Source organism: Leptospiraceae bacterium, from assembly GCA_016708435.1.
GTDB lineage: Bacteria > Spirochaetota > Leptospiria > Leptospirales > Leptospiraceae > UBA2033.
This window is the reverse complement of sequence record JADJFV010000005.1, coordinates 158,877-172,734: the sequence shown is the minus strand read 5'-3', so window position 1 is coordinate 172,734 and position 13,858 is coordinate 158,877. Positions and strand designations below refer to the sequence as shown.

Below are 13,858 nucleotides of genomic sequence, written 5' to 3'. Positions count from 1 at the left end.
AACAGCCTCTTCGTGAGAGGTCTATCTGACAAACATAGTTATAGAATAACACAATACTATGTTTGCAAAATAGATTTCTCACGGCGCAAACTTGGATGCTGCTAGTTCGAAATGACCGAAGATACGGAGACAACTATGAGCACAGCTTTTGAATCAATTCAAATTGGAAATTATACACTGCCCAATCGTTTTATTATGGGTTCGATGCATTTAGGCGTTGAGGGAGAATTGGGAACTGCTGAGAGAATGGCAGCGTTTTACGGGAAGCGATTCGAAGGCGGGGTTGGTCTTATCGTTACGGGCGGAATCAGCGTAAACGAAGAAGGAAAAGGTTCTAGGACTTTTTTTAACATTCAAATTCCTGAACATGCAGAAGAGCTTAAAAAAATGAATGACTTTTGCGGGAAAAGGAAATATGTGCGCGCAACTCTTTCATGCAGGACGTTATGCGTTCGATAGAGGTTGTGTTGGTCCGTCTGCTATTCGCGCTCCGATTAATCGTTATATACCGCGCGCACTCACAGAAGAAGAATGCTGGAAGACAGTGGAAGACTTTGGAATCGCAGCAAGGCTTGCAAGAGAATCAGGATTTGGCTCTGTAGAGATTATGGGAAGTGAAGGTTATTTACTCAATCAATTCTTTTCACCTGTGACAAATAAAAGAGAAGACTACTTCGGTGGAGATGAAAAGCGCAGGATGAATATGTCCATTGAAGTTCTACGCGCTGTAAGAAAAAATCTACCCGAAGGATTTCCGGTCATATTTCGTATGTCTGGAATTGATTTGATTCCAGGAAATCCAACCTTCGAAGATGTAATATTACTTGCAAATACTCTTAGAGATGAAAAAGTTTCTGCTTTAAATATTGGAATTGGATGGCATGAGTCGCGGATACCTACAATTAGCCAGTTAGTGCCGCGTGGTGCCTGGGCTTCTACAGCAAGTCGTATCAAAGAAAATACTCCAGGCGTCCCAATCATTGCCTCCAACCGCGTAAATGATCCGTCTACCATGCAGCGGATATTTGATAGTAACCAGGCTGATATTATTTCTATGGCTCGTCCCTTTTTAGCTGATGCTGCCATTGTAAATAAATTTAAAACAGGAATGTCCAATAGAATCAATACATGTATTGCTTGTAACCAGGCTTGTCTAGATCATGCCTTCCAGGAAAAATCTGTTTCTTGTATTGTAAATCCGGAAGCAGTAAATGAACTTACTTACGAGCGTAAATCATCTATTACCCCGAAAAAGGTAGTAGTAATTGGAACAGGTCCTGCCGGCTTAGAAGCTGCCCGTGCAAGTGCTTCATTGGGTCATAAAGTAATTTTATTAGAAAAAGCAAGTGAACTTGGTGGACAATTTCAATTAGCCTCTCATATCCCGGGAAAATCCGAATTCAAAGAAACAATTCGATTTTTTCAAAATGAACTTCCCTACCTGGGTGTAGAAATTCGTTTAAATACACAAGCGAATTTAGGATTGCTTGAAGAATTAAATCCAGATGCAGTTGTATTTGCTACAGGTGTGAAACCGAGAGAAGCTAAAATCCCGGGACTTGAAAATCTTCCAGTTGGGAATTACACTGATTATCTGACAGGAAAATTTAAGCCGGGAAAAAAAGTCGCAGTCATTGGAGGCGGTGGAATTGGAGTTGACGTTGCACATAAACTAACAGAAGATCACGACCCAACGTTTGAATCCTACGATAAAAAATACAATATCAATTCTTTTACAAATGTAGGAATTCAACCGCATAAGGCTAACAGGAATGTTGCGGTATTTAGAAGAAATGGAAAGCATGGGGCTGGTCTTGGTCCGACAACTTTCTGGGCATTAAAGCAAGAATTAGAATCAGCAGGCGTTGAATTTTTTCATGGACTAGACTACAAAGAAGTAACAAAAGAGGGACTGAAAGTAGTTTTAAAAAGCGGAGAAGAGTTTACCTATGCATGTGACTCTATCATTTTATGTGTTGGACAAGAAAAGGAAATTTCTCTCTATGAAGAGTTTACTTCCAAGTATCCGCAAAAGAAAACATTTCTAATCGGTGGAGCAAAAGACGCAAAAGGAATTGATGCAAAGCGAGCCTTCTTAGAAGGACTCGAAGCAGCTCATAAAATATAAAAGATTATTACAGTCACCTCGAACCCAGAAATGTGTTGGTTGGTGCAAGCCAATAAATATAATATTGGTGAGAGGTCTATCTGACAAAAATTCGGTGAGATTTACTCTTTACGATTATTGTAAAATAGACCTCTCACGATGGAGCTGTTCGAGGTGACTGTAGAAGGATAACTATGATTTCAAATAACTATTTCACTGACGATGAGGATTTACAGATTGTATTCAATCATTTAATTGATTGGAAGTCGATTGTGGAAGGAGCTGAGGGAAATGATTTTTACGACCATAAGCATTTCTTAAAAACAAAAAATCCTAGATACGAAATGGCTCCTTCTAATTTTGAAGAAGCATTGGAGTTATATAAATCCTGCCTTGATTCACTGGGAGAATTTTTCGGAAAAGAGGTTTCCCAGGTAGCACAAGCCATGGATAGAAATCATCTGAAATATGAAAATGGAAAAGTAATTTTTCCGAAAGAAACAATTGAAATTTATGAGAAATTTAGAAATACGGGGCTAATGGCATACGCTATATCTAGAGAAGCCGGTGGTCTTGGTCTTCCTGCTACTATAGGTGCTCTTTTTGCTATGATTATGACTAGAGGAGATGTATCTCTTTGTATGACTACTACTCTTTTAAACCTGGCTCAAATTGTTTCTCGCTTTGGAACAAGTGCGCAAAATGAAGAGTATGCGTCTAAGGCGGCTACAGGCGAATCTTTATTTGCAATGGCACTCACAGAGCCTGACTTTGGCTCTGATCTGAATAATGTGCGAACGGTTGCAACAAAACAAGAAGATGGAAGTTACCGGATAACAGGAACTAAACGCTTTATTTCGCAGGGGTGTGGTCTGGGAGATCACCCTTCTCTACTTCTTACTTTAGCTAGAGCTGGAAAACAAAATGGCGCAAGAGGTTTATCTGTATTTTTAGTTAAAAGCACTGACATTGAAGTAGCGGGAATTGAAAAGAAGATGGGCATACACGCGTCACCCACTTGTGAAATTGTATACGATAATTCTTATGCAGAAATTTTAGGAGAAGAAGGCTTAGGTCTCACACGTTATACGGCAGGGATGACTAACTTTATGCGTCTTGCAAGTGCAGCGGGTGGTCCCGGTGGTGGAGCGGGCGTATTGGCTGAATGTAAAAAATATGCTAGTGAAAGAATTCAATTTGGAAAACCAATCGGGGAAATTCCAGCTGTCGCCGAAATGATTCACAAAATTCAAAGAGAAACAAACGCGATGCGACTTCTCACCTTAGAGACATCGCGGGTAATCGATCTTTACCAACATCATCAGATTCGAATGGAGAAAGAAGGAAAAGACGATAGGGAAATAAGAAAAGACGAACGAATTAAAAATTTTAGTAGCCTGGCTTCCCTTCTTACGCCTATCGCAAAATACTACTGCTCGGAAGAAGGTCATAAATGTGCAAACATCGCAGTGCAAATTCATGGAGGAGCTGGATACACAGAAGACTATGATGTGTCTAGGTTTTTTAGAGATTCCAGAATCAATACTATCTATGAAGGCACAAGTCAAATCCATGTAAGGATTGCGACAGGCGCTATACTCGCAGGAATGAGCGAAGAAGGAAATTTCAGAAAGTACCTGAACTCGATCAAAGTAGAGATCAATTTCCCTTCAAAGTTTATTGATGAGCAATGGCAGACACTAGAAGCGGCTATTCAAAGTTTCCGCTCTTTTGATTCTGATAAAACAAAAGAAAGACTCGCTGAAAATCTAATGATTATAACTGCACGCTATCTTTCTAGCTTACTTTATGAGCGGGCTTTACTAAAATTAAAAAATACGAATGCTTTGGAAAGATGGACGAAGGACTGTAAAGCGTATGTGATTGATAGCACTGCAATTGCCAGGGCTTGTATTTATAGGATTGAGAATTTTTGATTTTTCTCTTTTCAATTCAAGGGAATGTATTTTGATGGGATTGTGTTTGGTTTAGAGAAAGTCATTTTATACCTGAGTGTGTTCGCCTCTTCTACTTTTTTACTCTGGGCATTTTATCATTCAAAATTCTTTTCTCATCTGGATGTTCCCAATCACAGAAGCATGCATGAGTTTCCGACTAAGAAATCAGGCGGGCTCGTGTTTATGAGTGTATTTACCATTAGCCTCTTCTACCTAGTTTTTTATTCTGGAAAAGGTATGGGAGATATACAACTTTTATTTCGCACTGTGCCGGGTCTTTTGGTTTTGCTTTTAATTGGATTTTTAGATGATAGGTATAATTTTAGCTCTCGTAGAAAACTATTTTTTGAAATTGTGTTTTTTATTCCTTATTGTTATCTTTTTTTTCCGGACTTTCAAGTTCTTGGAATTGCACCTGAGGTCCCGAAAGTTTTTTATAGTATTGTGCTTGCGGGGTATATTATCTTCGTAACCAACCTTTGTAATTTTATGGATGGGCTTGATTTATATCTAACTTTCTCAACCTTTGCAGCCTTATTTATTTTTCTTTTTATAATTAACGGACTTCCTGAAAACAATCAGACTACGCTAATTCTTCTCGGTGTATCACTGGCTTCTTTTATTTTTTTTAACTTTCCGCCTGCAAGACTGTTCATGGGGGATACTGGGTCTTTGCCGCTTGGGTATATGATTGGCATCCTTCCCTTCCTTGGAAATAGTGACCATTCAATTGATCTGGGTTATGGTTTTTTACTCATTCCTGTTTTCTGGGTGGATGGTGTTCTTACAATTATAAAGCGACTTTTAAAGAAGGAAAATATCTTTCGTGCACATAGAGAACATCTCTACCAAAAGATCACTCTACATACTTTAGACAAGCGGCTAACGACCATTCTCTTTAGTGTTTGGAATTTACAATCAATTCCAATTTATTTTTTACTTAAAGAATCCATTTCTTTATTGGCTATTGCATTTCTAATTCTTTCATTCAACTCTCTTCTGTATTTATATTTAATGAAAAGAATGAATTAATTTTCTGCATAAGAAAAAGCAGAAAAAGATTTACAATTCTGACAGATAATTTCAAAATCATAGTAAGCATCACCTGAATGCATGGATACACATCCCTGTAATGCAATTACTAAAATATTTTGGCTTTCACAATACAAACATTTTGCGGATAATAACCCGTATTCTAATGGGCGAATAATATTTTTCCCGGGATGCTCTTTGGGATATACTCCTGTTCCATGATACCATTCTTGATTTTCAAAGTTTGTTATTTCGCAGGGTGATTTATCCTGATAAAAAAAATTCTGAGAAATTCTTAAAATTGGTCCCTTAGATCTTTTCTCTGAATTGTTTAAATATTCTACTTTATAATCCATTTTATTTCCTTTATGAAAAATTAAGTCTGTCTTATTCCATTTTCGTATATTCAAATTAGAAGGGAAGTATAAATGCAATCTTAGAAATTTACGTTTAAATAAATTCTCACAGAGGTTAAAAGAATTAAGATTGGAAAAAAAAACTGTTTCTACTAATTGGTAATAGCATTCAATTTAGTCGATGCTATAATCAACATCTAAGGATTTCAAATGATTAAAATTGTGTTTATTTTTATAACCCTTCTTTTTTTAAATACGCTTAACGCACAGGATGCAAAATCCTCCAATACAAGCTCTTCTGGAAGCGGCAAATTTGGATTAGGCTTAACTCTACTCGGTCCCACAGGTATCACTGGAAAATATTTGATGAATGATAAAATGTCAATCGAAGGAAGCCTTGGTCTGGGCTTACTCGGTTATGGAAGATTTCATTTGCACGGTGTTTTTCTTTACAACTTTTATCAAATAAATGATTCACTCTCCCTTTATGCCGGTGGCGGTGGTGTTTTACAGGAGCGCGGTGGACGCAGAGACAAAGAAGGTAATGGAAGAGGTCGAGGAAATTTCTTCAGAGATCGCGACGATAATTACGAAAACTCTCTTGGCATTCGTGCCCCTCTTGGAATTTCATGGAAGAATGCAGATAAGAAATTTGAATTGTCCGCTGAAGTCTATATTAATGTATTTCTCATTGGTCGCGACGGAGTTAATGCCGGTTTGGCGCTTGCAGGTAGATATTATTTTTAATTTTTGCTAAATATTTTATTTTTTTCGCACAGTCTGAACGTTTTGTTACCTAGTATATGTATGATCGTATTTCAAAATTCAAAAGAATTTGTCCGAAAAAAAATAAATGAAGAAGATGCAACCGTCTCTACTCTTCTAATTCCTGACCATCTTATGGTTGATTTTATTTCTAAACTAAAAAAATACAACGGAAACGTTAGCCCCTACCTTCGAAGCCTTCTACGCAGATTTCGGAGTGTTACCCACACTGGTATTCTTCCCGATCCTAAAAAAATTAAAACTGAATACCAATTGGAAAATCTGAAGTTGCGAAAGGTTAACTTTCGTCCCCGTAATTCAGAATGGGTCGAGCTTGGGGAACTTGCTTTAGCTTTTGGTAAATCTCGCTGCTGGATGTTTGTACATTTACTACAACTTGACCTACTTGGGATGTGGCGCATTTTAGTAGAATCTAAATTGCACAAAGTAGTTCCTACGCTCCCCAGTCTAGAACTAAAAGTTTCACTTAGATTTCAAAAAATAAAGGATTATTTTTCACGACTATTCTATGTTCGAGTATAGAAAATACATCTAACAATTACAAGTTTCGATTCATCTACTAAAAAAGCATCTTTTACATATTCCCATTTAGCGATGCGCATCACAGGTATAGACGGATTATACCCATTCACCTCCAGAAGAAGTAAAATCTCCGGAATCCATTCACACGACCGATGATAATACTAGCACCAAAGTTATACAAATCAAGATAAGAAATAGAAGAAGCCAATCAATAAGAATTGACAAATTATTTTCGACTCTGACAATCTAAAGAGGAAACATCTATGAATAAAAAATTCCTCTTACTGTTCCTTTTCACAATTCTATCCTGTTCTTCAAAACCAGAATCAAGCAACGCAAAGAATCAATTGGCAGGCTGGGCGGGTAATCCCGATAATCCGAACGAAAAACCACACCATTTTTTTCATGGAACCTTTCTCGCCCGTGCGAGTCAAAATTCTATTGAGAAAAAGAATATAAGAATGATGCAAAATTCCTGTATCGAAGCAAATACATCGCAAGCAAAGAGTAAATTACTGAGTAATTTAATAAACGAACCTTTTATTGGAATGCAAGCCCCATCCGACGGAGATTCAACTTTACCTAAAACAACAGCTCTTTTAAAAGAATACAAAGATAAAAACAACGAAATAAAGGTAAAGAGCTGTTATCCCATAGCTAAGCCAAGTCGCGAAGAGCCTGAAAGCGAATGGAAAGAATGCGAATGCGTATTCTATTTATACATCAAAGGCGGCAAAGATTCCATCATCGCAAGAGCGAAAGAGATTTAGAGTCGATAATAAATGTAATTCAACAGTAGAAAAAGATTATAGGAAAAATTGAAAGGAGAAAGATAATGTCAGAAATAAAAAATGATCCAAGCGGCAAAAAGCAAATACTGGTTTCTTTCATAGCAAATGTAATAGCAATCGGAGTTCTTGTATTTTCTGTTAGTGGAGCTTCGATCAAATGCGCAGAGGCAGGAGAATGTGAAATTCACAGAAAGAATATTTTTACGGAAAGCCAAGATACATTCAATTGGAAACAGGTTCAAAGTGTCGAATACTCAGTCGGATCGGAGGGATATAGCACAAACACCAACCGACGGGGAGCGTTTACTACCAATTTACTCCTAAATATTAACGAAGAAAAAAAGATTCCAATTTTTGTTTCCGGTATCGCTTGGACCTTTGGAAAACTAGACAGAACAAAGCTACAAACTTCCATTGATTCAGGTAAAATAGAAACACCTCTCTGGGCGATTTCCTTTGGAGGAGCAACACTATTTATTTCTATTATTTTTGGATCCATTGGATTTTTCTTTCTTCTATTTAAGATTGTAACACCTATTATCCCCAATATGCCTGAAAAAGAATTACAAAAAGCACGTAAAACAAATTTAGTTAGATTCTTGCTTTTGCTAGCCGGTAGTTGTTTTCAATGGTTTAGTTTAATCGGCTATTTAATATTTGCCTTTGCTGCGGGGTTATGAGGAAGTATTTAAAAATTACCACGGATAGATGGACAAGCTCACCAACCACACCGATAAATAAACGATACAGTAACAAAAAATAAACTTATTGTAATAAATCTAATTGCTATGACTTACGAAGAAAATATAGGAAAAATAATTTTAAATGAATATGTTGGAAAAATCAAAGGTGCAGAAGCAAAAGACTGTAAGCCTCTCGCTATTCCTGACCCAGAAGTCCCGTTAAGTGAATGGAAAGAATGCGAATGCCTTATTTATTCACATATTCCAGGCGGAAGAGATGGAATCATCATAAGAGCAAGAGAACTTGATAAAGACTAATGCGCATTACCTACTCGCTATAAGGTCTGCATTATACACGTAGAGACAGGTCTGAGACCTGTCTCTACTACGATAAGACCAACCTATTTACGAATGAAGGATAATTCATCTTTACCGTTAAAGCCCCACAACTCCGCGCGAAAGGGATCGAACGGCGTCAATAATTTGTATGATTCATAACGTAGGGGTTGAATACATTCAACCCACTTATAAAACAAAGCACAAATTATTGACGATAGAGAGCCCGGTCGGCTGAAGAGAAATTTATTTGCCGTATGCTAAGGAGTTGAGTCGCACGAAAATTTCGGGATGACAGGCATCTCAAATGAAACGATGCTAACGCCGATTCGCCCACTTCCTATACCCTGATTCTCTCTGTGCACTCAAGTGACTTCTTGGGGCTAATCCCCATAACCCCCAGGACATAAAAAAACCGAGCTTTTTAGGGCTCGGCAAGAAACATCACGGAGATTTATAACGAGATAAACCTAGATTTTCTATCTTAGAAGTTGCAAAACGTTTTGAGACTTTTGGTTAGCCTGAGCTAACATCGCCGTTCCAGCTTGAGTCAAGATTTGGTATCTGGTAAGGCTAGTCATTTGCTCAGCCATATCAGTATCTCTAATTCTAGATTCAGCAGCTTGAATGTTTTCGTAACCATTCATTAAGCCTTTAGCAGCGTGCTCTAATCTGTTTTGGTAAGCACCGAGGTCAGCTCTTTGTTTAGAAATCATTTTAAGAGCATCATCAGCTAGACCGATAACAGAGTTTGCTTTACTAAGTGTTGAAAGAGAAATGAATGTCAATACAGTTGGGTTTCTTAAACCTAAAGCTGCAGTTGTCATTGTTTCGATATATACTCTTTCTCTTTGGTGCATGTTAGCCCCAATATGGAACCACATACTTGCAGATGGATTGAGTCTTGAAAAAGCTCCAGTCATAAGTTTCATTTTATTAAACTCAGCTTGAGAAGCAATTCTATCAATTTCATCAACTAGTTGAGAAACCTCAACTTGGATTTGCTGTCTGTCTTCTTCGGTATAAATACCGTTAGCCGCTTGAACAGCTAGTACGCGAATTCTTTGAACGATTTCTTGAGTTTCTTGTAACCAACCCTCAGTTGTTTGAATGAGGGAGATACCATCTTCAGCGTTCATTTCTGCACGTCTGAGTCCGTTAACTTGGGTTCTCATTTTTTCTGATACTGCAAGTCCGGAAGCATCATCACCGGCTCTGTTGATTCTCATGCCTGAAGAAAGTTTTTCAACGTCTTTGTTCAGTGCTTCGTTGTTGAATTTTAATACTCTGTGCGAGTTAATCGCAGATACGTTATGGTTAATAATCATTCGGTTTCCTCCATGAATCCGACTCTCTTTGTGGAGAGCAATGATATTGAAGAATCATCCTTGACTCTTCATAATATTAATCGACCTACTCCCAAAAAACAAAGAGAGACTTTTTTTGGGAATTTAAGAAAAAAATAATTATTATCTGAAATTTATTGGTTCAACTTACAAAAAAATTTTTGTAAATACAGGTGCTATGTGGGGCGATTCGGTGGGTTTTTTCGATGTAAGGAACGGTTTCAAACCGTTCCTTACAATATATAAAAAGCACCGACCGCGCTTTTGTTCCAATGCCGGTTTTTTCGGAATTGGCGAATCTTATCATCTAAATGTGAAATTTATTCCGAAACATCGGCATTTCCACGACAATCGCTATCGCTACTAGTTGCAAGGCTCTCTAGGAAGCGTTTATGCTAAGTCAAATCAAACCATCTGCATGAAAGCCAAATAGAACTGACCTAGAACTAATCTTCGAGCCAAATTCGGCTTCTATGTGGCTTATATGTCGCTCTTAGGTGGCTTCTAGAATAAAGGTCAAGAGTTATTTAACGGCTTGCTTGCCTCTATTTATGCAGGTAGTGCTAAAGAGATTCTACTGCTTAGCTGACTTACTGTCTTTTCTTCTTCGGTGATTCTATCGAGGGAGAGTTTTCGCACACGGTCATCCATTACGTGGAGCAAACGCAGATTAACCTCTTTCATCATGTTTCCTACGACTTGCGTGCTAAGGGTTTCGAGTAGCACATCTGTTATCTCGTCACTTACTTTGCTAGTTACTTCCGTCATGAAAGGAAGTGCATTGATTCTTTTTACAAAATTCTTAGACTCTAAAGATTCCTTCACTGCTTTTCCGAGATCTTGTTTATTCTTAGCGAGGATATCCTTTGTTAGATCCTGAAAGTCCATCTTTTCGACTACTTCTTCCACACGTTCAAGGGAACGAAGGAAAATTGCATCCGAAATTGCGTCTACAAACAAATCAATAAAGCGAAAGTTCAATTCACGACTAATGAATTGTTTTGTGTCTTTTTCTCCACGTTTAATAAACTTGTAGGTAATAATCATTAGCTTCAAAGTAGCTAATACTAAAAAAAATCGAAAGATAGGAAATGGCACAAGTCCTGGCAACAAATACCAATTGGTCGTCACAAATTCTATCTTGTTTAAAGAACGACCAATTTTAAAAATCACCTGCACTCCCCAGAGAGTCACTACAAACATATCAAACAGAAAGGATGCACCCAAAAACACTTTTGGTAAAAAAGCCTCATAAGAGTTTAGAAATAAGATAAATACTAAATCGAAAAACAATACAATATGTAGAAAATACTCCCGTTTCGAAATTGGAATATACGGACCCCAGGGATGGAGTTTTTCAATTAAAGCACGTAAAGAAGATTTCATAAGTTACGCGTAGATTATAACGTCCCCTTTTTTTTTCCACAATATAATTATTTAATTTCACTTGGATCTTGAAAGAATAAGTATTTGTCGGTAGAAATATTTTTAAATACAGAATCAATCCTTGCTTCTAAATTTTCTTCATAAGCTTTTCTTATGTAAATCTTTGTTATCCGCTCGGGATATTTTAAAGCAAGCTTCGCGTAGGCTTCTGGATCTTTTTCACCTGAGTCTCCTACTAAAATAAATTTTACCGTTTTCCATTCTTGTAGAAATGGTTCTATCGTTTGTGTTTTATACACTTCGGGCTTCTCAAATAGATTAAAGAAATCAGAATCTTTTATTCTAAAATACTTCATCGCATAAATCGACTCAGGAAATTTTTCTTTTAAAAAATAATCAGAAAGAATCGAATACATCTGCCAGGGACTTGCACTTACAAAATAAAACATCCCACTTGAGAACTCTCCAATTTTGTGTATAATTCTTGCATCCCTTTCACAGATTGAAATGAATTTACAAAACTATTTTGAATTAGATTTTTCTTACTGCGCACATCGCTAATTTTAACAGTATCATCAATGTCCGAAATAAGACAGGTAGTATTCTCCGGGATAATAAAGATTTTTCCCAAATACTCTTTCGCATTTCTCTTTGTTGGATTTACTTTTACTTCTATAATTTTTTCAGTCAATTCTTTCTTAGTAATCTTTTCTGCAGGAATTGAAATCTCTGTGATAGAATGACCATTAGCCTCTGTCTTGTTTAGTGGATAATTTTCTCCAAGCATTGTAATAGAAATCTTTTTATCTCGTTTATTATCCACCAAGAACCATCTGATTCTTTCTTCAAATATCTTAGAATCAGATGAATTAGAAGAAACAAAATGCTCTTTTAGATTATCGATTAGAATTTTTCGTTTTAGAGAGTCTTCTTTCTTTTTAAATACTTGCGCGTGGACTTTAACTTTGTATTCTTTTAGACTTGAATCTAAATACAAATAACTCGGATAAAGAATAACATCTTCCTCTTCCTTTAAATCAGACCCAAACATAGGAAGAGAAAACCAAAAACCCAAAATAATGGCAACAATTTTAAGGGAAGCATTTAGGCGCATCGTTGCTCAATTATTTTTGATTCCTCTTTTTTTGCAAAGCATTATTAGTCTTATAAAATCAGTTTATGACATAGCTGACAAACGAAAAAAGCCCGACCGAAGCCGAGCTTTTTAGAAATGAAAAAAGAACCCTTATTTAAAAGGTTCTCAGAAATCAGATTTCATAACCGTTCGGAATTGCATTGCGTCGTGGAACAACAATTAGCCCGTCAATGATTCGCACGTATTCATCTTCATAGTTCTCATGATTCTCTTTGTTTGATAAGCTTTACATCATTTCCGATATAACAATCTTTATCAATGATCGCATTTTTTATATCACAATTATGCCCAATTCCAACAGGAATACCAAATCCTTTCTTATCAAAAGATCCGTAAGTATCGGCTCCCATCACAACAGAATTTTCTATATGTGATCCAGAATCTATCACCTGACGCACTCCAATTACCGATCGAGTAATATTAGAGTCGTTAATGATACAACCTTCTGAAAGTAACACTTTATTCAAATTAGCTCTATTCACTTTCGTTGGAGGCAAAGACCTTGCTCTCGTATAAAAAGGAGTGCTCTCTAAGTATAAGTTGAATTTCGGATAATCATCGGTTAACATAAGATTGGCCTCATAGAAGGCACGAATCGTTCCAATATCTTCCCAATATCCATCGTATACATAGGTTTTGACTTTATGCGTTTTGAGTGCCCCCGGAATAATTTCCTTTCCGAAATCCGTTAAACTTGTATCCGCTAAGAGTTCTTTGAGTGTGCTTGTGTTAAATAGGTATATACCCATAGAAGCGAGGAAAGTACCGTTCGCTAAACGAAAGGACTCTACCTCAGCTATATCTTGTGGCTTCTCATAAAACCCAGTTGTCCAATTCTCTTCATCCTTACGTAAAATTCCAAGCGCTGGCGCCAACTCCTCATTTACCGGTGTTGCAGCGATCGTCATCTGATTACTTGGGTCAGAAAGATGAGTGATCAAGAATTGATTCAAGTCCATATTGTAAAGTTGATCACCCGAAAGAATGATGATATAATCGGATTTATAATCTTCCATATGCGGAAGAACTTTTCGAACTGCATCGGCAGTTCCTTCAAACCATCGAACAGAGGATACTGTCTGTTCCGCGGCGATAATTTCAACAAAGCCCTGCTTATGAATCGACTGAAAGTTATAAGTTCTAGATATATGTCTATTTAACGAATAAGAATTGAATTGAGTCAAAACGAATATTTGTTCAAACCCGCTATTTAGCGCATTCGAAATCGGAATATCAACTAGTCTATACTTCCCTCCAAAGCTTACAGCTGGCTTAGAGCGTTTCTCGGTTAGGGGTAAAAGTCTTGTTCCTTTTCCTCCCCCGAGAATGAGTACGATTACTTTTTTTTGTATTTTGGCTGTTATTTGCATTAGAAATTTAACCTATCCTCTTGTTTTAC

Annotated in this window: 12 protein-coding genes and 2 pseudogenes; 8 read left to right on the top strand and 6 right to left on the bottom strand. The window is 37.1% G+C overall.

Annotation, left to right across the window (positions count from 1 at the left end; all coding sequences use genetic code 11):
- The first annotated feature begins 135 nt into the window (after nt 1-135).
- From IPH52_10800 to IPH52_10790, 3 genes and pseudogenes are all read left to right on the top strand, one after another.
- Nucleotides 136-2,128: pseudogene (locus IPH52_10800) on the top strand (FAD-dependent oxidoreductase).
- Nucleotides 2,129-2,301: 173 nt separating this feature from the next.
- Nucleotides 2,302-4,044 (top strand): acyl-CoA dehydrogenase family protein, encoded by a 1,743-nt coding sequence (locus tag IPH52_10795; GenBank protein MBK7055523.1) that lies wholly within the window; start codon nt 2,302-2,304, stop codon nt 4,042-4,044.
- Between the two features lie 24 nt (nt 4,045-4,068).
- On the top strand, nt 4,069-5,097 hold the full coding sequence (locus IPH52_10790) for a hypothetical protein (protein MBK7055522.1): 1,029 nt from the start codon (nt 4,069-4,071) through the stop codon (nt 5,095-5,097).
- Here the strand turns inward: IPH52_10790 and IPH52_10785 are convergent.
- On the bottom strand, nt 5,094-5,453 hold the full coding sequence (locus tag IPH52_10785; protein ID MBK7055521.1) for a hypothetical protein: 360 nt from the start codon (nt 5,451-5,453) through the stop codon (nt 5,094-5,096). The genes IPH52_10790 and IPH52_10785 overlap by 4 nt on opposite strands.
- A gap of 210 nt (nt 5,454-5,663) precedes the next feature.
- Between IPH52_10785 and IPH52_10780 the strand changes: the two genes are divergently transcribed.
- The 5 genes from IPH52_10780 (at nt 5,664) to IPH52_10760 (ending at nt 8,553) form a co-directional block, all read left to right on the top strand.
- On the top strand, nt 5,664-6,200 hold the full coding sequence (locus IPH52_10780; GenBank protein ID MBK7055520.1) for a hypothetical protein: 537 nt from the start codon (nt 5,664-5,666) through the stop codon (nt 6,198-6,200).
- 60 nt (nt 6,201-6,260) lie between these two features.
- Entirely contained in the window at nt 6,261-6,761 is a 501-nt protein-coding gene (locus tag IPH52_10775) for a DUF1564 family protein (GenBank protein MBK7055519.1), read from the top strand.
- 263 nt (nt 6,762-7,024) lie between these two features.
- A complete protein-coding gene (locus IPH52_10770; GenBank protein ID MBK7055518.1) occupies nt 7,025-7,531 on the top strand; it encodes a hypothetical protein in 507 nt (168 codons plus the stop codon).
- Nucleotides 7,532-7,596: 65 nt separating this feature from the next.
- The gene (locus tag IPH52_10765) at nt 7,597-8,232 is read left to right on the top strand and encodes a hypothetical protein (GenBank protein ID MBK7055517.1); all 636 of its coding nucleotides are present in this window, start codon (nt 7,597-7,599) and stop codon (nt 8,230-8,232) included.
- Between the two features lie 108 nt (nt 8,233-8,340).
- Entirely contained in the window at nt 8,341-8,553 is a 213-nt protein-coding gene (locus tag IPH52_10760) for a hypothetical protein (protein MBK7055516.1), read from the top strand.
- Between the two features lie 497 nt (nt 8,554-9,050).
- Here IPH52_10760 and IPH52_10755 read toward each other — a convergent pair whose 3' ends face one another.
- From IPH52_10755 to glgC, 5 genes and pseudogenes are all read right to left on the bottom strand, one after another.
- The gene (locus IPH52_10755; GenBank protein ID MBK7055515.1) at nt 9,051-9,899 is read right to left on the bottom strand and encodes a flagellin; all 849 of its coding nucleotides are present in this window, start codon (nt 9,897-9,899) and stop codon (nt 9,051-9,053) included.
- 567 nt (nt 9,900-10,466) lie between these two features.
- On the bottom strand, nt 10,467-11,303 hold the full coding sequence (locus tag IPH52_10750) for a hypothetical protein (protein MBK7055514.1): 837 nt from the start codon (nt 11,301-11,303) through the stop codon (nt 10,467-10,469).
- Between the two features lie 47 nt (nt 11,304-11,350).
- Nucleotides 11,351-11,752 carry an App1 family protein gene (locus tag IPH52_10745; GenBank protein ID MBK7055513.1) on the bottom strand — a complete coding sequence of 134 codons (402 nt, stop codon included), beginning with the start codon at nt 11,750-11,752 and terminating at the stop codon, nt 11,351-11,353.
- Nucleotides 11,737-12,417: a hypothetical protein gene (locus tag IPH52_10740; GenBank protein MBK7055512.1), complete on the bottom strand. Its 681-nt coding sequence runs from the start codon at nt 12,415-12,417 to the stop codon at nt 11,737-11,739. The genes IPH52_10745 and IPH52_10740 overlap by 16 nt, the downstream gene beginning before the upstream one ends.
- A gap of 154 nt (nt 12,418-12,571) precedes the next feature.
- A pseudogene (gene glgC / locus IPH52_10735) lies at nt 12,572-13,829 on the bottom strand (glucose-1-phosphate adenylyltransferase).
- Nucleotides 13,830-13,858: the final 29 nt, after the last annotated feature.